This window comes from Uliginosibacterium sp. sgz301328 (genome assembly GCF_041807905.1).
Lineage (GTDB): Bacteria > Pseudomonadota > Gammaproteobacteria > Burkholderiales > Rhodocyclaceae > JBGVSA01.
In genome coordinates this window covers 45,960-67,477 of record NZ_JBGVSA010000012.1, presented here as the reverse complement: position 1 = coordinate 67,477, position 21,518 = coordinate 45,960, and the positions used below count along the sequence as shown (strand labels likewise).

The 21,518-nt window shown below is 64.1% G+C and carries 20 protein-coding genes; 9 read left to right on the top strand and 11 right to left on the bottom strand.

Annotated elements, in window-relative coordinates; genetic code table 11:
- Nucleotides 1-58: 58 nt before the first annotated feature.
- On the top strand, nucleotides 59-1,324 hold the full coding sequence (gene egtB, locus ACDA63_RS11075) for an ergothioneine biosynthesis protein EgtB (protein WP_373663301.1): 1,266 nt from the start codon (nucleotides 59-61) through the stop codon (nucleotides 1,322-1,324).
- Entirely contained in the window at nucleotides 1,321-2,322 is a 1,002-nt protein-coding gene (gene egtD / locus ACDA63_RS11070) for an L-histidine N(alpha)-methyltransferase (RefSeq protein WP_373663300.1), read from the top strand. The genes egtB and egtD overlap by 4 nt, the downstream gene beginning before the upstream one ends.
- 16 nt (nucleotides 2,323-2,338) lie before the next feature.
- On the opposite strand, the gene ACDA63_RS11065 is transcribed toward egtD, so the two are convergent.
- The 6 genes from ACDA63_RS11065 to rpsT all read right to left on the bottom strand — a co-directional run bounded on the left by ACDA63_RS11065 (nucleotide 2,339) and on the right by rpsT (nucleotide 6,623).
- Nucleotides 2,339-2,557 carry a hypothetical protein gene (locus ACDA63_RS11065; RefSeq protein ID WP_373663299.1) on the bottom strand — a complete coding sequence of 73 codons (219 nt, stop codon included), beginning with the start codon at nucleotides 2,555-2,557 and terminating at the stop codon, nucleotides 2,339-2,341.
- A 521-nt stretch (nucleotides 2,558-3,078) separates the two neighbouring features.
- The gene (locus ACDA63_RS11060) at nucleotides 3,079-3,879 is read right to left on the bottom strand and encodes a DJ-1/PfpI family protein (protein WP_373663298.1); all 801 of its coding nucleotides are present in this window, start codon (nucleotides 3,877-3,879) and stop codon (nucleotides 3,079-3,081) included.
- A gap of 91 nt (nucleotides 3,880-3,970) precedes the next feature.
- A complete protein-coding gene (locus ACDA63_RS11055) occupies nucleotides 3,971-4,129 on the bottom strand; it encodes a DUF3309 family protein (RefSeq protein ID WP_373663297.1) in 159 nt (52 codons plus the stop codon).
- A gap of 241 nt (nucleotides 4,130-4,370) precedes the next feature.
- Entirely contained in the window at nucleotides 4,371-5,702 is a 1,332-nt protein-coding gene (locus tag ACDA63_RS11050; protein ID WP_373663296.1) for an AI-2E family transporter, read from the bottom strand.
- A 241-nt stretch (nucleotides 5,703-5,943) separates the two neighbouring features.
- Nucleotides 5,944-6,153 carry a hypothetical protein gene (locus ACDA63_RS11045; protein ID WP_373663295.1) on the bottom strand — a complete coding sequence of 70 codons (210 nt, stop codon included), beginning with the start codon at nucleotides 6,151-6,153 and terminating at the stop codon, nucleotides 5,944-5,946.
- Between the two features lie 194 nt (nucleotides 6,154-6,347).
- The gene (gene rpsT / locus ACDA63_RS11040; RefSeq protein ID WP_373663294.1) at nucleotides 6,348-6,623 is read right to left on the bottom strand and encodes a 30S ribosomal protein S20; all 276 of its coding nucleotides are present in this window, start codon (nucleotides 6,621-6,623) and stop codon (nucleotides 6,348-6,350) included.
- Between the two features lie 173 nt (nucleotides 6,624-6,796).
- On the opposite strand from rpsT, the gene murJ reads away from it, so the two are divergent.
- The 3 genes from murJ to fusA all read left to right on the top strand — a co-directional run bounded on the left by murJ (nucleotide 6,797) and on the right by fusA (nucleotide 11,733).
- Nucleotides 6,797-8,338 carry a murein biosynthesis integral membrane protein MurJ gene (gene murJ, locus ACDA63_RS11035; protein ID WP_373663293.1) on the top strand — a complete coding sequence of 514 codons (1,542 nt, stop codon included), beginning with the start codon at nucleotides 6,797-6,799 and terminating at the stop codon, nucleotides 8,336-8,338.
- Nucleotides 8,339-8,410: 72 nt separating this feature from the next.
- Complete coding sequence (locus ACDA63_RS11030; protein ID WP_373663292.1) at nucleotides 8,411-9,145, top strand: peptidoglycan DD-metalloendopeptidase family protein; 735 nt, start codon at nucleotides 8,411-8,413, stop codon at nucleotides 9,143-9,145.
- A 548-nt stretch (nucleotides 9,146-9,693) separates the two neighbouring features.
- Nucleotides 9,694-11,733 (top strand): elongation factor G, encoded by a 2,040-nt coding sequence (gene fusA, locus ACDA63_RS11025; RefSeq protein ID WP_373663291.1) that lies wholly within the window; start codon nucleotides 9,694-9,696, stop codon nucleotides 11,731-11,733.
- A gap of 42 nt (nucleotides 11,734-11,775) precedes the next feature.
- Here fusA and ACDA63_RS11020 read toward each other — a convergent pair whose 3' ends face one another.
- Nucleotides 11,776-13,146, bottom strand: a complete 1,371-nt coding sequence (locus ACDA63_RS11020) for an MATE family efflux transporter (protein ID WP_373663290.1) — start codon at nucleotides 13,144-13,146, stop codon at nucleotides 11,776-11,778.
- A 119-nt stretch (nucleotides 13,147-13,265) separates the two neighbouring features.
- On the opposite strand from ACDA63_RS11020, the gene ACDA63_RS11015 reads away from it, so the two are divergent.
- Together ACDA63_RS11015 and ACDA63_RS11010 are read left to right on the top strand one after the other, a co-directional pair.
- Nucleotides 13,266-14,042, top strand: a complete 777-nt coding sequence (locus ACDA63_RS11015) for an SDR family NAD(P)-dependent oxidoreductase (protein WP_373663289.1) — start codon at nucleotides 13,266-13,268, stop codon at nucleotides 14,040-14,042.
- Nucleotides 14,043-14,292: 250 nt separating this feature from the next.
- Nucleotides 14,293-14,649, top strand: a complete 357-nt coding sequence (locus ACDA63_RS11010; RefSeq protein ID WP_373663288.1) for a DUF805 domain-containing protein — start codon at nucleotides 14,293-14,295, stop codon at nucleotides 14,647-14,649.
- A gap of 69 nt (nucleotides 14,650-14,718) precedes the next feature.
- Here ACDA63_RS11010 and ACDA63_RS11005 read toward each other — a convergent pair whose 3' ends face one another.
- From ACDA63_RS11005 to ACDA63_RS10995, 3 genes are all read right to left on the bottom strand, one after another.
- Nucleotides 14,719-15,645, bottom strand: coding sequence for a hypothetical protein (locus ACDA63_RS11005; RefSeq protein ID WP_373663287.1), 927 nt, complete (start codon nucleotides 15,643-15,645; stop codon nucleotides 14,719-14,721).
- Nucleotides 15,642-16,424, bottom strand: a complete 783-nt coding sequence (locus ACDA63_RS11000; RefSeq protein WP_373663286.1) for a MetQ/NlpA family ABC transporter substrate-binding protein — start codon at nucleotides 16,422-16,424, stop codon at nucleotides 15,642-15,644. The genes ACDA63_RS11005 and ACDA63_RS11000 overlap by 4 nt, the downstream gene beginning before the upstream one ends.
- A gap of 118 nt (nucleotides 16,425-16,542) precedes the next feature.
- On the bottom strand, nucleotides 16,543-18,351 hold the full coding sequence (locus tag ACDA63_RS10995; RefSeq protein WP_373663285.1) for an arylsulfatase: 1,809 nt from the start codon (nucleotides 18,349-18,351) through the stop codon (nucleotides 16,543-16,545).
- On the opposite strand from ACDA63_RS10995, the gene ACDA63_RS10990 reads away from it, so the two are divergent.
- Complete coding sequence (locus ACDA63_RS10990) at nucleotides 18,350-18,571, top strand: hypothetical protein (RefSeq protein WP_373663284.1); 222 nt, start codon at nucleotides 18,350-18,352, stop codon at nucleotides 18,569-18,571. The genes ACDA63_RS10995 and ACDA63_RS10990 overlap by 2 nt on opposite strands.
- 152 nt (nucleotides 18,572-18,723) lie before the next feature.
- Here the strand turns inward: ACDA63_RS10990 and ACDA63_RS10985 are convergent, their stop codons facing one another.
- Entirely contained in the window at nucleotides 18,724-20,082 is a 1,359-nt protein-coding gene (locus ACDA63_RS10985; RefSeq protein ID WP_373663283.1) for an anaerobic sulfatase maturase, read from the bottom strand.
- Nucleotides 20,083-20,415: 333 nt separating this feature from the next.
- Between ACDA63_RS10985 and ACDA63_RS10980 the strand changes: the two genes are divergently transcribed.
- Complete coding sequence (locus ACDA63_RS10980) at nucleotides 20,416-21,501, top strand: BMP family ABC transporter substrate-binding protein (protein ID WP_373663282.1); 1,086 nt, start codon at nucleotides 20,416-20,418, stop codon at nucleotides 21,499-21,501.
- The last annotated feature ends 17 nt before the right edge of the window (nucleotides 21,502-21,518 follow it).

The window sequence follows — 21,518 nt, the reverse complement described above, 5'->3', positions numbered from 1 at the left end:
TGCCTCACCCGATCTGCGAGCCCCGCGCCCCCCGCGCAGTCTGTCCCCGGTCCCGGTCATGACCGAGCGCGCCGGCCCCGTCGCGTCCGCCTTCGCCACGCTCGCCACCTGCCGGCAGCGCACGCTGGCGCTCTGCGAAGGGCTGTCCGACGCTGACATGACGGTGCAGTCCATGGACGACGCCAGCCCGGCAAAATGGCATCTGGCGCATACCAGTTGGTTCTTTGAAGAGTTCATCCTGCAGCCGCGCGTGGCGGGTTATGAGGTCTTCGACCGGCGTTTCCGCTATCTCTTCAATTCGTATTACGAGCAGGTCGGCGCACGCCATCCGCGCCCGCGCCGGGGCATGCTCACGCGCCCGACGCTGGCGGAGGTCCACGCCTATCGCCAACACGTGGACGCTGCACTCGGTCGCCTGTCCAGAGCCCAGCCCTCGTTGGATATCGTCAACATTGTCCGCCTGGGCATCGCCCACGAAGAACAGCACCAGGAACTGATCCTCACCGACCTGCTTCATCTGTTCGCGCAGAATCCGCTGCGCCCGGCATTGCGCGACGCAGCACCTCGCGCCGCCAGCTCGATGCGGCCGATGCACATGCATGCATTCGAAGGCGGCCGCGTGCGCGTCGGACATGCCGGCGAGGGCTTTGCATTCGATTGCGAAGGTCCGGCGCACGATGTGTTACTACAACCTTTTGCGCTCGCATCCAGACCGGTCAGCAATGGCGAGTGGACGGCATTCATCAGCGATGGAGGCTATCGCACGCCGACGCTGTGGCTCTCCGACGGATGGGCCCGCGTCCAGGCCGAGGGCTGGCAGGCGCCGCTGTACTGGCGAGAAATCGACGGCGCATGGCAGACCATGACGCTGCACGGCGAATGCTCGCCCACACCCAGCGCACCGGTATGCCACATCAGCTATTTCGAGGCCGATGCGTTTGCCCGCTGGGCCGGCAAGCGACTGCCGACCGAATTCGAATGGGAGTGCGCGGCCGTGGCGCAAGCGGGTGACGCCGACGCTGGCCAGTTCGCCGACGATGGGCATTGGGTGCCGCACGCCGATCAAACACAATCGCCGCTGGAAAATCTGTTCGGCGGCGCATGGGAATGGACCGCCAGTGCCTTCGCCCCCTACCCGCGCTTTGCGGCGGCGCCGGGCGCGGTCGGTGAATACAACGGCAAGTTCATGTGTGGCCAGTTCGTGCTGCGCGGCGGATCATGCGCCACGCCCCGCGGACATGTGCGGCCAACCTATCGCAATTTCTTCCCCCCGCATGCGCGCTGGCAGTTCAGCGGCGTTCGATTGGCTGAGGATCGTTCATGACCTTCGCACACCCTTCGCTGCACCACGAGCCGATGCCCCCGTTCATCGGCGGCACGCCCGTGCACCTCGCCGACACCTTCGCACATGACGTACTGGAAGGTCTGTCACTGCCCGAGAAGAGCATTCCGCCGACATGGCTGTATGACGCCACGGGTTGCGAACTGTTCGAAGCCATCACCGATCTGCCCGAGTACTATCCCACGCGCACGGAGATCGGCATTCTGCGACGCTGCGTGGGCGAGATTGCCGAGGCGGTCGGCCCGGGTGCGGTGGTCGTGGAGATCGGCAGCGGTTCGAGCCGTAAGACGCCCTTGCTGCTGCACGCGCTGGAGTCGCCGCAGGCCTATGTACCGATCGATATCGCCGATGATTCGCTGGTCGGTGCCATTCCGCCATTGGCGGCACGGTTCCCGCAGATACGGTTCTACCCGACGGTGGGCGATTTCCGGCGCCCTCTCGTGCTGCCGTCGGCCTTGCGTGATTTCAGCGGCCGCCACCTGGGCTTCTTCCCCGGTTCCACCATCGGCAACCTGCGGCCGCACGAGGCCGAGGAGTGCCTGGCCAACATCCGCGCCACGCTGGGACGGCACGCGCTGCTGGTGCTCGGCGTCGACATCACGCGCGACCCGGCCGTGCTGCTGCCGGCCTATGACGACGCGCAGGGCATCACGGCGCACTTCAATCTGAACCTGCTCGCGCGCATCAATCGCGAATTGGATGGCAACTTCGACCTCCATCGCTTCCGGCACATGGTGCGCTACGACCATCGGCGTCCGCGCATCGAAATGCATCTCGTATCGACGAAGGATCAACACGTCCGCGTATTGGGGCAGGAGTTCCGGTTTGCCGAAGGCGAAACCTTGCATACGGAAAACTCATACAAATACCGCCTGACCGAACTGGCACCGGTGGCTCGCGCGTCGGGCTGGATGACGGAAAATGTGTGGACCGACCCGGATGCCCGTTTCGCGGTGATGCTGCTCAGCGCAATGGACTGACGCGGCAGCGAGCCTGTCATGGCCTGGGCTTGTCCAGTCCGGGCGTACCGCGCAGATCGGTGTCTTGCTGGCCGCTCTCGATATCGTCCTGCGCCTGGCGGATATCCGGGCGAGGCGGCTGTGGCTTTTCGACGTCCTGGTCACGCTCGTGGGGCAGCTTGGGAGATTCACGCGAAGGATCGGGCTTGCCGCCCGTCTTCACCCGCGTAAGTTGGCTATCGTGCGGTTGTGCCATGGGAACTCCGTGAAGGGATGCGGACCATTCCGCTCCCGGAGCCCGGCAAGAGACGTGCCGTCGACAATTGACTCGCGCCCGGGCGTCCCATGATCCACACTGATTCAGGCACGCATCGTGCTGGACTCACGTCGAAGCATCTGTTTTCGAGCAGCCTCATCCAAAAACTCACTGGAGGTCTTTCCATGCGAACTCGCCAACTGCTTCTTCCCGTTTTCGCGCTGGCCGCTTGCATCAGCCTGGCCGCTTGCAACAAGAGCAGCGATACGGGCACAGCCCCGACCGATTCCGGCGCAGCTACCTCTCCGCCCGAAGCGCCCGCCGCACCGCCTCCGGCGCCGCCGGCCGATGCGTCGCCACCGGGGGCTGACATGTCGCCGCCCGCCGCGGACTCCGCGTCGTCGGCTGCCAGTAGCTGACAGGGTGCCGTCAGGCATCCCGGGGGATCGCCTGATCCGCCAGACAAAAAGAAAGCGTGCCGAGAGCACGCTTTCTTTTTGCGCGGTTGCGCCTGAACGACATCAACCAAAGACGCACTCCACCCGACGCGCCCAATGCCGATGCTGGTACATCGCTTCGACGAGCGCATACAGCACGCTGCCATCGTCCGCGCCCGACGCCACGATGACGCCGATATCCTCACCGTCTTCGGGCATCGCCGATGAGGCGCAGAAGACAATGAACTCGAGCAACGGTGCGGACTCGCCAAACAGCGCCACCGTCTTGCGATGACGATATGCCTCCACCAGCATCGCCAAGGCCATCGATGAACGCTCCAGCGTCTGGATGCTGTCCTCGCCGCCGGGCACGCAGATGGCATCGAACATGTCCGAACTCACATCGGCCAGCGCGTAGCTTGCAACCAGGGGGATGCCGCCGGACCCGGCCAGTACGCTCTCCGCTGGCGAGACGATCGACACTTGCGCCCCGACGGCTTCGAGCCCTTCCTTCAGTGCCGAGACATCGTCGACATTGACGCCGTCGGCCGCCAGCAAGGCAACGTGCTGGCCTTCGAGTGGCGCCTCGATGATCTCGTCTTCGTCCGTTTCGTCGTCGGCCAGGTCTCTCACGACGATGTCATTTTCTTCATCGTCCAGCACAAAGGTCTGTTCGGGGCCTTCGGACTCGCTCCAGTCGTCCTGGGCAGCAATGCGCGCCTGTGGGGCAAACCGTTCGCCAGTGGCGAACAGGGGTAGAAGACGTATGAAGGGGTGCGAGGCGGCCTTGCCTTTGCCGATCCCCGGCGCGCGGGGACCCACATCGCGCATGAATGATTCGCGGGCCGCACTGGCGGTTCGTGGGGATGATGAATGCGTTTTCATTTTTGTTCTTCGGCGCGACCGCGCCGCTCCTTCTTCAAGAAACGATGCCCGGCCGGCGAAGCGAGCTGCGCTCCGCGGGCCAGGCATCCGGTCACAAGCGTCCCATCAGCAGCAGGACGACCACGACCACCAGCACGACGCCAAGAATGCCGCTGGGGCCGTACCCCCACGCGGAGCTGTATGGCCATGCGGGGAATGCGCCGATCAATAACAGGATCAGCAGAATCAGCAAGATGGTTCCGAGCGACATGTGGATCTCCTTCTCATAGTGCTGCGGCGACACAGTGCTGCGATGGGCCCGGCCGTTGACCGATCGGGACTCACCATTCATACAGCGAACCACGTGCCAGTTCGGCCCGCGACGACAAACAACATATGAATCAATGAGTTGTCGGAGATTGAAGTTTTTTCAGCCAAGCGTGGGCGTCTGTATTTTTTACTCTGAGCGGCAGAACAGAATGCACGCGGCGGGCTTGCCTACTCGACTGCGTTCATGCCGAACGCATGCCGGTTCCGGCCGGCGAAGCGTGTTCGGCTTGCGCGGAATGGGCGGACGTGCGTGGTAACGAGGTGGTCGGGCGACGGGGTGCCTTGGCATGCGCGGCACTCTTGCGCCGTCGTTGGCGACTGTGTTCGCCGGACTCGGCTTCCATCAACTGCGCGAGCCCGCGAAGCGGACGCACGTGCTCGCACACAGCCTTGAATATCGCCATGAGCGGCGCGCCGAGCACGAGTCCGGCCGGCCCCCACAGCCAGCCCCACAACAGCATGCCGAGAAAGATGCTGGTCGTATCGATCCGCGCGGTGAAGCTCTGCAACCACACCGTGATGAGATTGCCGACAACGGCGGCGATCGCCAGCGAGACAAGCGCCGGGGCCAGCGCGGCGCCCAGCGCATCGAACTGCACGAGGCCCGCAAGCAATGCGGCGATGGCAACGATGCCCGCACCGAAGTAAGGGATGAAGTGCGCGCCGGCCACCGCCACAGCCCACATCATGGCATTGGGCATGCCAAGCGCGTGGAACGCAAACCCGGTCACGAGGCCCTGCATGATGTTGGTGACACACAGCACGAGCAGCGTGCTCTGGATACGCGAACCCATCGCATCGATCATCCGGATGATGGACTTCTTGTGGCTGATGGTGCGCCCGATGATGCGCAACAGCCGCCGCTTCATCAGCTCGCCGGAGGACAGCAGGAAGAACGCGAGGAAGCTCACCACGATCAACTGGAAGAAGAACATCAGCGCGCCGGCCGAACCAGTGAGCAGGAAGTTGCGCAGATTGGTGGCCGACGATTCGGCCCGCACGCTGAGTTGCGAGCGCGGCGCAGCATCGCCCGTGACCGACGTGGCGGCACGCTCCAGCCGGGTGGCGGCACGTTGTGCGTCGCGCAAGGCCGAGAAATTGCCGACCCGCATGCGCTCGATCCGGCTGGCGGCTTTTTCTGCCATCTCCGGCATCTGTTGCACGATGCTGATGACGTTGTCCTGTATGGCGTAACTAAGGAGTACGCCGCCCCCCCACAGCACCGCAATGACCAATGTCGCGCCCACTGCGCGTGGCACGCCATAACGGCACAGCCGCCGCACGATCGGATTGCACACCAGCGCAAGGACAATGCCGAAGGTGACGGGCACGAGAAAAGGCCGTGCCCAGTACAAGAAGAACAGGCTCGCCATGACCGCCAGGGCGACGAGCGACAATGTGGCTGCCGGAGGCAGGGCATGAATGCGGACGCGCCGCAGTGCTGGCAGTGCGCGGAGGGAGTCGGCCTCGGGCATTTGGGCCGTGGAGTGCGGGCCCGGTTCGGGTCGGTACATGGGTGTGGGTCCGGGGCTCGCCGCCGGCGCCATCGCCGGCCAGGCGACCTCACGCCCGAATCTGCAATTTTCGTTCCCGGGGTCGACCGTTTTCGCCGGTCATATCGCTCACTTCGCGGAATTCGGCTGGCCTGGCCGCTGGCGCACCGTGGGCCCATGCGGCGCGCGGACCTACGTGTTGGAGGCGGAGTTCCACCAACCGGCGATAGAGAACGACGGCGCCTCTGCGCAAGCTCGGTCGTCAGCGGCTTTCGAGATAGTCGCTGGTCGCGGCCAGCCAGCGCTCCAGATCGTCGCGGACCTGCTCGGCCGCGCGAGGGATTTCGCCTGGCTCGGGGCGTTTACCTCTTTCGAACTCGGCGATCACGTTGTAAACGCGCTTGATACCGTCCTGCAATTGTTGGTAGCTCGCGTGAAACGCCGCATGCTCGGCGTCCTTGATATCAGCCATCGCACCATTCCCCTTTGTGTGGAATGGGATGAGAACCGCATGAAGCATGCCGTCGGCTCGCGGCGGGGGCGAGGCAGGGGATGCGCGAAAGACCGATCGCGCACTTCGATGGACGAAAAAAAAGCGCAGCCTACATCGGCTACGCCTTTTTTATGCGCGACGCGCCAGGGCGCGTCAGCGGGTGCTACACAGACTCAGGCAGCTTCCACGCCCAGCGCCTTGATGGCGGCGGACAGGCGGCTCTTGTGACGAGCGGCCTTGTTCTTGTGGATGATCTTCTTGTCAGCGATGCTGTCGATCACGCTCACGGATTGTTGGAAGACTTGCTGTGCTGCAGCCTTGTCACCTGCCTCGATAGCCTTGCGAACGGCCTTGACCGCGGTACGCAGGCGGGAACGCAGGCTGGCGTTGTGGTCGCGCGCAGCCAACGCTTGACGCGCGCGCTTACGGGCTTGTGCCGAGTTGGCCATATGACGATTCCGGTTCAGTTAAAACGAAAGCCGCGTAGTTTAATGGCAACAGCAGGGGAATGCAAGTCCTGCAAAGGGTGGGCTTTTTCACACGGGGCGGGCCGTCGTGGCTATCATGCAGCCCCATCCCCGCCATATCTACGGTAGCGCCGCGACGGCGCCGCGCATTCTACGTGAATCTGCTCAAAGCACTGGCCACCATCAGCGGCCTGACCTTCCTGTCCCGCATTCTTGGCCTCGTGCGCGAAATGCTGATCGCCAGTCTTTTCGGCGCCGGCACGTACACCGATGCGTTCAACGTCGCTTTCCGCCTGCCGAACCTGCTGCGCCGCCTTTTCGCCGAAGGGGCCTTCTCGCAGGCCTTCGTGCCGATCCTGTCCGAATACAAGAACAAGCGCCCGCACGATGAGACGCGCGCGCTGGTCGATCACGTGACCACGCTGCTGGGCATCGTGGTGTTCATCGTGACGCTGATCGGCATGATTGCCGCGCCGTTGGTGATCCATCTCACGGCCGGCGGTTTCGCGCAGACGCCGGGCAAGTTCGCGCTGACGGTGGAGCTGACGCGCATCACGTTCCCGTACATCTTTTTCCAGGCGCTCACCGCGCTGGCGGCCGGCGTGCTCAATACGTGGAGCCGTTTTTCGGTACCGGCCTTCACGCCGACCCTGCTCAACGTGAGTTTCATCGTCATGGCGCTGTTTGCCGCGCCCTATTTCGACGAACCGGTCCGCGCGCTGGCCTGGGCGGCGTTCATCGGCGGCGTGCTGCAATTGCTCTTCCAGTTGCCGTCGCTGGCGCGCATCGGGATGCTGCCGCGCTTTTCGATCAACCTGCGCGACCCCGGCGTGATCCGCATCCTTAAACTGATGGCGCCCGCCACGCTGGGCGTGTCGGTGGCGCAGATCAGTCTGCTCATCAACACCAGCTTCGCGTCGTACCTACCCAATGGCAGCGTGTCGTGGCTCAACTATGCAGACCGGCTGATGGAGTTCCCCACCGGCATCCTGGGCGTGGCGCTCGGGACGATCCTGCTGCCCAGTCTCTCCAAGCTCAACGCCAGCCAGCAGCATGACGAGTTCTCCGCCATGCTCGACTGGGGCCTGCGCCTGGCCCTGCTGCTGACTTTGCCTGCGGCGGTGGCGATGGCGGTGATCGGCGTGCCGCTGGTGGCCACGCTGTTCCAGCACGGCGCCTTTCACGCGCAGGACGTTCTGCAGACGCGCATGGCGCTCGCCGCCTATGCGGTCGGCCTGTCGGGGCTGATCCTGGTGAAGATCCTGGCGCCCGCCTTCTACTCGCGACAGGACATCCGCACGCCATTGAAGATCGCGCTCGTCACGCTGACCGCGACGCAACTCATGAACGTGCTGTTCGTGCTCGTCGGACCGCTGCGCCATGCCGGTCTGGCGTTGTCGATCGGGCTGGCGGCGTCACTCAATGCGGCCCTGCTCTATCGCGGCCTGCGCGCACGCGGGGCCTACGTGCCGCACGCTGGCTGGGGCGCGTTCTTCGGCAAGCTGCTCGTGGCGCTGCTGGCGATGGGGGCCGTGCTGTGGCTCGTCATGGGGACCGAAGCCAGTTGGCTGCAGGGGGCAACGCTTGCGCGGGTGGCGCGCCTGTCGATGGTGGTGGTGGCCGGCGCGGCGACGTACTTCGCCGTACTGTTTGCGTTGGGCTTCCGCCTGCGCGATTTCCGCCGCCGGGTAGTCTGAAATGGCCGGTTCTTGCTTGCAGCCAGGGGCACGGCACCACTGCCCGGTTACAATCGGCCGGTGATGCGACCCATGATATCCCGCCCCGCCCGCACGCTTGCGGCCCTGCTGAGTGCATTCGCCATCGCCGCGTGCAGCACGACACCCGACTATCCGCCCGCACCGGAAGGCTTCTACCGCGTGCAAAGCGGCGACACGCTCTATCGCATTGCCACCGACAACAAACGTTCGGTGGCTGAACTGGCCCGCTGGAACGACATCAAGGACACCTCCAGCATCGAAGTCGGCCAACTGGTGCGCGTGGTGCCGCCGGCGGGCAATGCGAGCGCGAGCAGTTCATCGAAGGCCAGTTCGTCCTCGGCCCGGGCCGCTTCGTCGTCATCGCGCGCAACACAGGCAAAACCGACGCCGAAGCCCACGCCTGCGCCAGCGACGCGGTTGGCATTGATATGGCCGGCCACGGGCAAGGTCATCGCCAGTTTCGACGGCGCCGCACGCAAAGGCATCGACATCGCCGCGGCGGAAGGCAGCGACGTGAAAGCCGCGGCGGCTGGCCGCGTCACCTACGCCGGCACAGGCCTGCGCGGCTACGGCAATCTGCTCATCATCAAGCACGACGCCGACTACATCACCGTCTATGCACACAACAAGGCGCTGCTGGTGAAGGAAGGCGAAACCATCCGCCAGGGCCAGCGCATCGCCACCGTGGGCAACACTGACGCCGATCGCGTGAAGCTGCATTTTGAGCTCCGCTACAAAGGCGAGCCGATCGATCCATCCAAGTACCTGCCGCAGTCCGACGGTTGAACCGGGCGGACGTCGACGTCGCCGCGTCACAATTCGACACACGTTTTTTCATGGCGCGTCGTGCAAGCATGTTCTACAGTCAGACGCAGACCACTTGAATATCGGGTATCCGCCACGACATACGTGACGATATGAAAACCATGACCCCGCAACTCCGTGACGTTCGCGTTGCCGCCCCGGCAGGCTTCCTGCCGAACGGTGTGCACGCCATTCTCGAATCGATGGATTAGCCTTTCTACCAAACAGGCAGGAAGGCGCGTACCCGTGCAGCCTTCCGGCAGACAAGACAGGAACCCCGGTTGGCGCGAGCCCCCGGGGTTTTTTGTTGTTCCTGTCATGCCGGCCGACCCGGCAGTTGGAGAGAACCGATGTACCGCTACGACAAGCAGATCGCCGCAATTACCACCCGCCGGAGCGGGACGCGTGCGCGCGCGTCGTATTCGTCTGCGCGTTGGCGCACCTGCCCTGCACCGGCTGGATTGCATCGCTAGAGCCGCCCTCGCCTCGTGTGCGGGCGGTTCCCGTTACGAGACAGAAATGAGGGCATCATGAAAGCTACATCGCACAACCTTCCCCGCGACAAGGTTCGCAACATCGGCATCATTGCGCACGTCGACGCCGGCAAGACCACCACGTCCGAACGCATCCTGTTCTACACAGGCGAGAATCACCGCATGGGCGAAGTCCATGACGGGCGCGCGACGATGGACTTCGATCCGCAGGAAGTGAAGCGCGGCATCACCATCAACAGCGCTGCCACGACGGTCTTCTGGCGCGACCACAAGATCAACCTGATCGACACACCCGGCCACATCGATTTCAACATCGAAGTGAACCGCTCGCTGCGCGTGCTCGACGGCGCCGTGGTGGTGTTCGACGGCGTGGCTGGCGTGGAGCCGCAGACCGAGACCAACTGGCGCCTGGCCGACAAGTACCACGTGCCGCGCATTGCGTTCATCAACAAGCTCGACCGCACGGGCGCGGATTTTTCGCGCGCGGTCGACATGATCCGCGAGCGCCTTGGTGCGACGCCGGCGGTGCTGCACGTGCCGATTGGTGCGGAAGGCGAATTCCGTGGCGTAGTCGACGTGCTGCGACGACAGGCGCTGCTGTGGCCCTCGGACAAAGCGGACCGACCGGTGGAAATCACCGCCGTGCCGGCCGAACTGGTCGAGCGCATGGAAGCCGCACGCGCTGTGCTGCTGGAACTCATCGTCGAACAAGATGATGCGGCACTGGCCGAGTACCTCGAAGGGCGCGAGCCAAGCATAGAGGCGCTGCAAGCCTGCCTGCGACGCGGGACCATCGCCGGCGCATTCGTACCGGTGCTGGCCGGCTCGGCGTTCAAGAACCGTGGCATCGAGCCGCTGCTCGACGCTGTTGTCGACGACTTGCCGTCGCCAGACGACGTGGCGTCCGACATTGGCGACGATGCGGGCGCTCCGCTGGCTGCGCTCGTGTTCAAGCTGATCGCCGATGAGCACGGCCAGTTGTCGTTCGTGCGGGTCTATCGCGGCACTTTGCGTGTCGGCGACACGGTACTGAACGCCACCACCGACAAGCGCGAGCGGGTGTCGCGGCTGTATGAGATCCACGCCGACAAGCGACGCGAGATCGATGCCGTCGAAGCCGGCGGCATCGCGGCGATCGTCGGCGTGAAGGATGCGGCCACGGGCGACACGCTGTGCGATCCAGCACACCGCATCGTGCTGGAGCAGATCGCGGCACCCGAGCCAGTGATCGACATCGCCATCGAGCCCAAGACGCAGGCCGACCAGCAGCATCTGGCCCACGGGCTGCAGGCCTTGCTGCGCGAAGACCCGAGCCTGCACATGCGCTACGACGCCGAATCGGGCCAGACGATCCTGTCCGGCATGGGCGAATTGCAGCTCGAGGTGAAACTCGAAGACCTGCGCGCGCGCCACGGCGTGGAAGTCATCACCGGCAAGCCGCAGGTCGCGTACCGCGAGACGGTCACGCGCAGCACCACGGTACGTCATCTGCACCGCAAGCAAAGCGGCGGCCCCGGGCAGTACGCCGAGGTCGAACTGTCGGTCGAGCCGCTGGAACGGGGCGCTGGCGTTCAGTTCGAAAGCCGTGTCGTGGGTGGCGCCGTGCCGCGCGAGTTCATCCCGGCAGTTGAAGCTGGCGTCAACAATGCCGTGCGCATGGGTGTGATTTCCGGTCACCCGGTGGTGGACGTGAAGGTCACGCTGCTCGATGGCAGCCACCACGAGCGCGATTCGTCGGCGATGGCGTTCGAGATCGCTGCGGCCACGGCGTTCCGCAGTGCGATGCGACAAGCGGCGCCGGTGGTACTCGAACCGGTGATGGGCGTGGAAGTGACGACGCCGACGGACCACGTCGGCGATGTCATCGGCGACCTGAACCGCCGACGCGGCACCATCCGTGCGCAGGAGGCTCGCGGCAACGCGGCCGTCATCGACGCCCAGGTGCCGCTGCAGGAGATGTTCGGCTACATCGGACAATTGCGTGCGCTCACTTCAGGGCGCGCCCAGTTCACCATGCAGTTCGATCACTACGCGCCTGCGCCAGCAACGTTACAGAAGCAATTGATCGCCGCGTAAGCAAATGTTCCACCCAGGAAGGGGCCTTCGGGTCCCTTTTTTTCAGGCGCGCGCCCGATGGCTCAGGATGCGGCGGCGCGTGCCGCGCGCGTACGAGGCCCAGCCCAGCCAGTGCCAGCGTGCCGCCATGCACAGGCCGCGCACCCATTCGTCGGCCATGTAACCCAGCCAGATACCGGGCAGCCCCAGGCCGAAGTGCACGCCGAGCAGCCACCCGAGCCCGGCGCCGAAGACGAACACCGATACGGCACTGATCTTGACCGGAAAACGCGCGTCGCCCGATGCCCGCAGTCCGCTCGTGATGATGGTGTTGAGACTGCGGCCCGGCTCCAGCACCAGCTCGATCCAGACGATGACGCCGACGAGCGCGATGATTTGCGGGTCGCGCGATACGTGCGCCACCGCCGCCGGCGTGATGAAGAAGCTGGCCAGCGCGCACAGGAACATCACCGTAAAGCCCCACGCAACGGCACGCAGCATGAGCCGGTTGGCTTCCTTGAAGCGCCCGCCACCGATGAGGTGACCGATGACGATCTCCGTGCCGAAGCCGACGGAATTGACGAACAGCGCCACCAATTGCACCGATTGCCACACATAAGTGTGCGTGGCCAGTGCGGCGGCCCCCATGCTGCCGACCATTGCCACCGTCATGATGAAGCTCACGCGGTAGGCGACTTTTTCGCCGGCACCGGGCAAGCCGATATGAAGGATTCCCTTGAGCGCGTGAGTATCCGGGCGAAGACAATCGACGATGCCCGGCTGAACGCCCAGCTTGCTTTGCCAGCCCTGCCATAGCAACACGAGCGCAATCAGGCGCGACACGATCATCGCGATGGCAAGACCCGTCAGGCCAAAGCCGCCCCAGTCGCCGATGCCAAACATGAGCGGGAAACCCATCAGCACCTGCGCCACGTTCATCAGCAACACTATGCGCATCGACACGCGCGTATAAGTGTAGGCACGCAGCACGGCGATCATGGTCATCGCCACCGAATCCGCCGCCAGCGCCAGGGCGAGCAGGCCGAGGTACGGCACGCCGAGCGCGAACAGTTCGCCCGGCAAGTGCAGCGCGGTCAGTATCTGCGTGGCGCCAAGACCGACCAGCAAAGCCGTCACGACGCCGACCCACACCGCCGCCGACAGCCCCGCCAATGCCACGCGTCCGGCGCCGATCCGGTCGCCCGCACCGTGATGCTGGGTGACCACGACACTGGTACCGATACTGGCCACGCGGAAGACGATCTGCAGCGCACCGACGATCTGGTTGGACACGCCATACGTGGCGACGGCACCGTCCGAGAGGCGGCTCGCCATCCACAGACCGAGCAGCCCGATCAGGGCCATGAAAAGGTTTTCGACGAAGATCGGCCAGGTAATGCCGACCATATTGAGGCGGGAGGAGGAGTGCGACATGAATGCAACGATGCAGTAACACTGCTATCTTAACAGTTTGTCTGACATTTCTGGCTGCGCCCGATAGGCCTTGTCAGCATCCTCTTTTTCTTTCACACACGATAACGAGAGACATTTCCATGTTCCCAGACCTCAAAGGTAAACGCGTTCTGATCACCGGTTCATCGCAGGGCATCGGCCTTGCCACCGCCCGCCTCTTTGCCCGCGCGGGCGCGAAAGTCGGCCTGCATGGCCGCAAGGCTCCCGCCAATATCGACGAGATCATTGCCGGCATGCGCGCAGAAGGCGGCGACGCGGCATTCTTCGCGGCTGATCTGACCGCCTCGGACGCCTGCCAGCGGCTGGTCGATGAGTTCGTGGCGAAATTCGGCGGTATCGACGTGCTCATCAACAACGCTGGCGGCCTGGTCGCCCGCAAGCCGCTGCCCGAGATCGACGACACGTTCTACGACGCAGTCATGGATGCCAACATCCGCTCGGTCGTGATGACCACCAAATTCGCGCTGCCCCACCTGGCGGCCGCCGCCAAGGCATCAGGCCAGACCAGTGCCGTCATCAGCACCGGATCGATCGCCGGTCACACCGGAGGCGGCCCCGGCGCCGGCCTGTACGGCGCGGCAAAGGCCTTCCTGCACAACGTGCACAAGAACTGGGTCGATTTCCACACCAAGGACGGTGTGCGTTTCAACGTCGTGTCACCCGGCACGGTCGACACCGCGTTCCACGCCGACAAGACGCAGGACGTGCGTGACCGCATCTCGACTGGCATCCCGATGGGCCGTTTTGGCACCGCCGAAGAAATGGCGCCGGCATTCCTGTTTTTTGCCTCGCACATGGCAAGTGGATACATCACCGGGCAGGTGCTGGACATCAACGGCGGACAGTACAAGCACTGACCGCATGATGTGAGGATTGCGACGCTTCTCACCCACGAAAAGCCCGGTTTTCCGGGCTTTTTTCTCTCCGGTCGAAAGAAACGTCCGAATGGAACATTGGCATTATCCGATTTCCACCCTAGGCTTCGGAGCTAGCCATCAGATTGACTGGTTGCATTGATCCAGAGCAGCCGTCAAGACCTGCAGCACGACGAACATTCGGCCCGAACCGGCGCGAGCCGATCGGGTAATTCATTGCAAGGGGAGAAACATGGCAGTCACCATCGATTCGCTGAAGGCGAACTATCTGGACGTTCTGAAGAACAAGTACGTCGCCTTCCAGGGGCGCGCCAGCCGTGCCGAATTCTGGCAATTCGCACTGGTCAACTTCATCATCAGCATTGTCCTGGCCATCATTGACAGCATCATCGGCATGACGATCCTGGAAGTGATTTTCTCCCTGGCCGTGCTGCTGCCGGGCCTGGGCCTGACGGTACGCCGCCTGCATGACACCGACCGCAGTGGGTGGTGGATCCTCATCACGCTGATCCCCATCGTCGGCGCCATTATCCTGATCGTGTTCCTCGCGCAGCAGAGCAAGCCGGGCGCGAACCGCTTCGGCGCATAAGCCCGACGCAACACGAATGCAAACAAGGCCACCTGCGGGTGGCCTTTTTCATTCTGGCAACCGGACGATTCATATCAGCCCCAGATAGGCTTCGACCCTCTCGGTGTGACGCTCGCCATGGATCGCATAGGGCCGCGCGACCCAATGCGCGGCCAACGCGCGGTAGGCCCGCTCGCTGGCGCGCAGCTCGGCCGTGACGGGCTTGTCCCCGGCGAGCCGCCGCTCCAACGCGGCCTCGATTTCGCGTGCAATGAGCGCAAGTTGGCTATCGACATAGCGCATGCACCTTTGGCGACAGTTGGGAGACACATCGGCAAGTATCAGCAAGGCGGGCACGAGCGGCAGCGTGAGCATGCCGGCATCTCGCACACGTCCGCCAAGTTCGGGAAGCAGATGCTTAAATGCCGCGTCCGCCCAGATGCGGCGCTCGATGACGGACTCATCCAGTTGTCGCCGGAACGTCGCCGCATACCCGGCATCCACGATCAGCCCATCGTCGAAGAGCGGCGGCAGATCCCCATGTCTGCCCGGGCGGATGCAATCGGCGCCGATGTAGTGTTCGCCGCGGGCGCGGCGCAGCAACACCACGCCCTGCAGGCGTTCAGGCACCAATGGGTCGAGCGGCACGGCATGGCACATCGTCGGCTTGCGGTCACCGTGGATCGCGCACTGACCGTGCGGGTCGAGCGCCGGACAGGGCGCCGTCGGATAGCTCAACGCTTGCGCGTGCAGCGCAAAGCGGCGCGCCGCCGCGTCGCGCCACAGGTGCGCATCGGCGTGGGCGCGCACAGCCCTGGCGTCATCATCGTCGAACACATGCTCGCCATCGCCGGTCGCAATGCGATCGCCGGCACGAAACGCCGGTACGCAGCGCAGGCCGAGGGCACCGATGAAACGGCGCTCGTGATGGAACAACTCGGCCAGCGTCATCTGCGGCGCACTGTTGCAGCACTTGCCGCACGCCGTGCAACCGAACGAAATGGCCTGCCCGCTCACCAAGGCCGCCGCACGGAGTCGTTGTAGCGATGGAGGATGAACTGCTTCACCTCGGTCGATCGATACGCCGCCACCAACTGCCTGAGCCACCCGGCATCGACATCGCCCTGCCGCACGGCAAGCACCTGGGCATAGGGCACGCGGGCATCTTCCATACCGATGCCGTCGCGCGCGGGTTCCAGTTTCACGCGTGCCGCGGTGTCGGCGTTGGCCACTACGAAAGCAGACTGCGAACGAGCCCGCATCAAACGCGATTGGTCAACCTGACGGATTCGAAAACCCCGGCGATTCGACACGATGTCGTCGGGCGTGGCATTCAAGCCTGCGGCATCGTCGATCTCCAGCAGACCGTAGTTCTGCAGCAGGATCAACGCACGCGCCGCGTTGCGCCGGTCGCTGGGAATCGTGATGACATCACCGTTGTGCAGATCGTTGAGCCGCTGCAGGCGTGTGGAATAGAAACCCATCGGGAAGGTGACGGTGTAGCCGGCGTTCACGAGTCGATAACCATGCTTGCGGTTGGCGGCGTCCAGGTCGATCAGATCGCGCCCGGTCATGGCGTCAACGCGGCCCGATGCCAGGGCCGATTCGAGTTCAGAGGAACGCAAGGTCACCACCTTCAGATCCAGGCCGTTACGGGCGGCGACCTCGGCGGCAATCGCCATGATTTCGGCATGTGGGCCAGCCGGCACGCCGACACGGATGGTCTTCGCCGAGACAATCAATGGCAGCATCAGCACCAGCGTCGCGGCCAGACGAGTCAGACAAGAACGGATCATTGCTTCATCACTTCAGAAAGACAGGGGCGCAGAGAGGCTCGAGGTGCCCGCCCTGCGCCGGATCGCTTCATACGAAATGGCGCCCCGCCAGCAAGGCCGGGGCACCAGCGTCCACTACCTAGTAGTAGCCTCGCGGCTGCACCGGCTCGATTCCGCCGACGCTGCTCATGTAGGCCTTCCATTGCACCAGCAATTGCGCGAGCACGTCCGTATTCTGGCCGGAGATGTCCTGCGTCTCGCCACGGTCGGCGGCGATGTTGAACAACTGCCAGTGACCATCCAGCGGGCCCCACGGCGGCTCGGTCCACAACGCTTTCCACTTGCCGTCGGCGCTGTACACCTTGGCGCGGCCGTAGCTCTCTTCTCCGAGCGTGATGGCGTTATGCGCAACCGTCGTCGCCTCGCCGCGCAACACCGGCAGCAGCGAGGCGCCCGTCACGGGCCAGACATTGCGACCGTCATAGACCACCTTGCCCTTGTTCTTGTCGACACCATTGGAGTCGAGCAAGGGCGCGGCGGGCGTGGTCGGCGGCGTCACGCCGGCCAGCGCGAGGAAGGTCGCCGTGTTGTCGGTGACGTGAGTGAAGTTGCGGTATGCCGGTAGCTGCGCCGTCTGCCCGGGCAGGTGAACGATCGCCGGAACGCCGGTACCACCCTCGCCCATGAAGCCCTTGTGCAGCTTGAACGGCGTCGCGCTCACCTCCGCCCAGCGCAGGCCGTATTGCAGGCGCTGCGCGGATGCCAGGCCATTGTCCGTACCCAGTTTGGCGAACGCTGCCGCTTGTGCATTGGCCGTGTCGGTCGCCAGCGGGTCGGCACCGGAATCGATCGGCCAGCCTTCGGCGCCGTTGTCCGAGTGGAACATGATGAAGGTGTTGTCGTACTCGCCGATGTCCTTCAGGTGCTGGATCAGCAGGCCGATGTTGTAGTCGAGGTTCTCGACCATGCCGGCGTAGATCTCCATGTAGCGCGCCTGTGCCTTGCGCTCATCGGGCGTGAGACTGTCCCACTTCTTGTTGACCGGCCCCAGACCGTAGTCGGTGTAACCCTGTGCCGGTCCGTTCAGTGCGTTGATGTACTTGGGACTGCCCGCGACAGCCGGCGTGGTCGCAGCCGAACGCGTCAGCAGGTTGGGAGCACCCGGGTTTTCCTTGAAGTCCGTCGGGATGATGCCCAGCGCCTTCTGCCGCGCCAGCCGTTCGGCGCGGATCACTTCGTAGCCGACGTCATAGCGGCCCTTGTACTTCGACAACCAGGGTTCCGGCACTTGCAGCGGCCAGTGCGGCGAGGTGTACGCGGCATAGGCAAAGAAGGGCTTGCCGTCGGCCTTGTTGCTGTCGATGTATTTGATCAGGCGTTGCGTGTAGAAGTCGGTCGAGTAGAACTGGCCTTCGGCGCTGCCGGCCGCACCCGGTTGGCCGGACAGGCCGGGCTGCACGTAGGCGCCGTCTTCGGTGTAGTTCTTCGAGCCGGCGGCCTCATGCGCGAAGTGGTTGCTGGCCGCGCCCCCCAGTAGCGCAAAGCTGCGCTCGAAACCCCATTGGTCGGGCGTCTGCCCCGGACTGGCGGTGCCAAGCCCGGTGGTGACAGTGCCGGCCAGCGCGTTGCCAAGGTGCCACTTGCCGGCCATGTAGGTGTGATAGCCGGCGTCCTTGAGCAGTTGCGCGACGGACAGCGCACGGTCGTTCAGGTAACCCTCGTAGCCCGGCTGCCCCTTGCGCTCGGCATCGCTCGGCGCGCCCATGGTGCCCTCGCCGACGAGGTGGTGGTCGGTACCCGAAATCAGCATCGAACGCGTGATGGCGCACACGCTGCCGGTATGGTGATTGGTCAGCAGGCGGCCGCTCTGCACGAGAGCGTCGAGATTAGGCGTGTGGATTTCGCCGCCGAAGGCGGCGATATCGGAATAGCCCAGGTCGTCAGCCATGATGAACAGAATGTTCGGTTTGCGCTGCGCCACACTGCTGTTGCTACTGCTGGAGCCGGCACTGCTGCCGACGCTGCTGCTGATGCTCGAAGCACTGCTGGTGCTGCTGTTGCTGCTGCTCGCACCTGCGGGGGCAACGTTGTCGTCACTCGAATCGTCGCCGCATGCAGACAGCATCGACAGCGAAGCGATGGCCACGCTGATGAGTGCTTTTCGGTAGCGGGAAGGTACTGCGGGTAATGCGGCGTTCATCACACCCTCATTGGTCACGGAAAGGACCACAAGTTACGACTTGGGTTTCACTCTCCCAACCAAGAGTTTCTGCACTGTATATGACGTATAAATATATGGACAGGGTCGCTATTTGGGCGCTCACGCGTGCTGTGTCGTACGCGCCGCAAGCGGCGCAAAGTGCACCGGCTGCGCGCGGCGCGCCAGGTGTTGCTTGGCGATCTGGCGGATAGTGGGCGTGGCGTGATCGTAGAAACGCTTCCAGCCCGCGCACAGATAGCTGAGGTTGCCTTCACCCTCTCGCGTGCGCAGCAGACGGGTGCGCGGGCATTCACCCCAACACAGGTTGAGGTGACGGCAACTCTTGCATTCGCTTGGCAGCGAGTTCTTCTTGTCCAGTCCGAATTCGAGTTGCTGTAGCGAGAACACCATCTCGGCCATCGACTTGTCGCGGATGTTGCCCAGTTCGTGTTCCGGGTAGACGTAGTGGTCGCACGCGTAGACCGTCCCGTCGTGTTCCACGGCAACATTCTTGCCGCACACGGGGCTGCTGGTACACAACATCGACGGCTGCCCGAGCGTCTGCGCAATGGCCGTCTGGAACAGATTGACCTGCACGCGCTGCTGGTCGCGCGACGACCATTCATCGAACACGCGCGAGAGAAAATACCCCCAGTCTTCGGGATCGACCGACCATTCGGTGACCACCGACATCGGGTGATCGGGACGTGCGCGCGGGCTGCCGGCCAGCGGCAACGTGGACTGCGACCAGCGGCCCGTGGCCGTGTCCTTGAAGTCTCGCGGCTGCACGCACGGGATGAACTGCATGCGCGTCGAACCCAGTTCGTCGCGCAGGAACCGATACACATCGATCGGCCGGCGCGCGTTCTGCCGGTTGATGACGGTGAGCGTGTTGAACGGTACGCCGTGCTGCTTGAGCAGTCGGGCGCCCGCCACCACCGCGTCAAAGGTCGAAGCGCCCTGCTTGTCCGGGCGGAAGGCCTCATGCACGTCACGCGGGCCGTCGATGCTCAAACCGATTTCGAAATTGTTGCGCTTGAAGAAAGCGCACCAGGCGTCATCGAGCAGGGTGCCGTTGGTCTGCAGGTCGTTTTCGATACGCAGACCAGGGCGCGCGAACTGGCGCTGCAATTCGACGACCCGCTCAAAGTACGCCACGCCGAGCAGGGTCGGCTCACCGCCGTGCCAACTGAACACGACCTCGTCGCCGTCCTGGCTGGCGATGTAATTTTCGATGTAGCGCGCCAGCACGTCGTCGGCCATGCGACGGCTCTTCTGGTGAAGCAGTTGCTCCTTGCTCAGGTAGTAGCAGTAGGTGCAGTCCAGATTGCACGCAGAACCGACTGTCTTGACCATGGCGTACATGCGCCGCGCGACACCTTCGGCGAGGATGCCCTGCCCCGCGTCGAGGTACACCTTGAGCGCATCGGCCGGCAGGTTCAGTCGGGCGGCGTGCGCGAGCAGTTCGTCTTGCGTCATGGGGTTGATGTCTCGCTTCGGGCAAAGCGCCCGTGCGTTCGGGCAGATGCCGCAATCTACCAACCAGACCGGACACGCCGAACCACGAAAATCCGCTTAGCATTTTCGCTTTCGTGCAATACCGCGCCTCGCCGCGCGCCAGCGGCATTCCGGGCCGGGCAGGCCGCCCCGGCTTGGTGCATGACCGGGCCAAATGCGTGCCGGGGCCGCACGCACGGGATATATGAGTCATAAGGGCGCAAGGATGGGTAATATGCGACGCGGTTGATACAGTCTCGCCAACCGTGTACCGGCATGCCGCCGGCGCGAACCTGCCCTTAAGGAGAACACTTGATGTCTCGACTCAAAGTTTTCGCAGCCGGCGCCGCGCTCGCGCTGGGACTGACGACCGCCCTCACCGCGCCGGCCCAGGCGGCCGATCCGCTCAAGATGGGCTTCGTCTACATCGGCCCGACCGGCGACCATGGCTGGACGTATTCGCACGATGTCGCGCGCAAGAAGGTCGAGTCCGACATGGCCGGCAAGGTCGCCACGACCTACGTCGAGAACGTGCCCGAGACCGCCGACGCCGAACGCGTTTTTCGCGATCTGGCGCAGAAGGGCTACAAGGTCGTGATCGGCACCTCGTTCGGCTACATGAACCAGATGGAAAAGGTCGCCCGCGCCTTCCCCAACACCGTGTTCATGCACGCCACGGGCTACAAGACCGCCAAGAACCTGGGCGTCTACGACGTGCGCACCTATGAAGGCGCGTACATGCTCGGCGTGGTCGCCGGCAAGATGACCAAGAACGGCAAGCTCGGCGTGGTGGGCTCAATCCCCATCCCCGAGGTGATCCGCAACATCAACGCCTTCACCATCGGCGCACGCAGCGTCAATCCCAACGCCACCACACGCGTGATCTGGGTGAATTCCTGGTTCGATCCGGGCAAGGAGCGCGAAGCCGCCCTGGCACTCATCGCGCAAGGCGCCGACGTACTGATGCAGAACACCGATTCGCCGGCCGTCGTACAGGCCGCGCAGGAAAAGGGCGTCTATGCCTTTGGTTGGGATTCGGACATGAGCAAGTTCGGCGGCAAGGCGCACCTGGCGGCCTCCGTGCTGAACTGGAGCGTGGTGTACGACAAGGTTGCCGAGGATGTCATCGCCGGCAAGTGGAAGAGCGGCGACACCTGGGCCGGCGTGAAGGACAGTGCGGTCAACATCGAGGCCTTCGGCCCGTCGGTGCCGGCTGACGTGAAGAAGCTCGCCGAAGAGCGCCGCGACGCCATCAAGGCCGGCAAGCTGCATCCGTTCGCAGGCCCGCTCAAGGATCAGGCGGGCAAGGAATTCCTGCCCGCTGGCAAGACCATGGCCGACGCCGACCTGAAGAAGTTCAACTTCTACGTGGCCGGCGTGGAAGGCAGCATTCCCAAGTAAGCGACCCACTGCGCCAG

Coding starts and splice junctions, on each gene's coding strand:
- egtB (WP_373663301.1), top strand. CDS start 59: ATGACCGAGCGCGCCGGCCCCGTCGCGTCCGCCTTCGCCACGCTCGCC.
- egtD (WP_373663300.1), top strand. CDS start 1,321: ATGACCTTCGCACACCCTTCGCTGCACCACGAGCCGATGCCCCCGTTC.
- ACDA63_RS11065 (WP_373663299.1), bottom strand. CDS start 2,557: ATGGCACAACCGCACGATAGCCAACTTACGCGGGTGAAGACGGGCGGC.
- ACDA63_RS11060 (WP_373663298.1), bottom strand. CDS start 3,879: ATGAAAACGCATTCATCATCCCCACGAACCGCCAGTGCGGCCCGCGAA.
- ACDA63_RS11055 (WP_373663297.1), bottom strand. CDS start 4,129: ATGTCGCTCGGAACCATCTTGCTGATTCTGCTGATCCTGTTATTGATC.
- ACDA63_RS11050 (WP_373663296.1), bottom strand. CDS start 5,702: ATGTACCGACCCGAACCGGGCCCGCACTCCACGGCCCAAATGCCCGAG.
- ACDA63_RS11045 (WP_373663295.1), bottom strand. CDS start 6,153: ATGGCTGATATCAAGGACGCCGAGCATGCGGCGTTTCACGCGAGCTAC.
- rpsT (WP_373663294.1), bottom strand. CDS start 6,623: ATGGCCAACTCGGCACAAGCCCGTAAGCGCGCGCGTCAAGCGTTGGCT.
- ACDA63_RS11030 (WP_373663292.1), top strand. CDS start 8,411: ATGATATCCCGCCCCGCCCGCACGCTTGCGGCCCTGCTGAGTGCATTC.
- fusA (WP_373663291.1), top strand. CDS start 9,694: ATGAAAGCTACATCGCACAACCTTCCCCGCGACAAGGTTCGCAACATC.
- ACDA63_RS11020 (WP_373663290.1), bottom strand. CDS start 13,146: ATGTCGCACTCCTCCTCCCGCCTCAATATGGTCGGCATTACCTGGCCG.
- ACDA63_RS11015 (WP_373663289.1), top strand. CDS start 13,266: ATGTTCCCAGACCTCAAAGGTAAACGCGTTCTGATCACCGGTTCATCG.
- ACDA63_RS11010 (WP_373663288.1), top strand. CDS start 14,293: ATGGCAGTCACCATCGATTCGCTGAAGGCGAACTATCTGGACGTTCTG.
- ACDA63_RS11000 (WP_373663286.1), bottom strand. CDS start 16,424: ATGATCCGTTCTTGTCTGACTCGTCTGGCCGCGACGCTGGTGCTGATG.
- ACDA63_RS10990 (WP_373663284.1), top strand. CDS start 18,350: ATGATGAACAGAATGTTCGGTTTGCGCTGCGCCACACTGCTGTTGCTA.
- ACDA63_RS10995 (WP_373663285.1), bottom strand. CDS start 18,351: ATGGCTGACGACCTGGGCTATTCCGATATCGCCGCCTTCGGCGGCGAA.
- ACDA63_RS10985 (WP_373663283.1), bottom strand. CDS start 20,082: ATGACGCAAGACGAACTGCTCGCGCACGCCGCCCGACTGAACCTGCCG.
- ACDA63_RS10980 (WP_373663282.1), top strand. CDS start 20,416: ATGTCTCGACTCAAAGTTTTCGCAGCCGGCGCCGCGCTCGCGCTGGGA.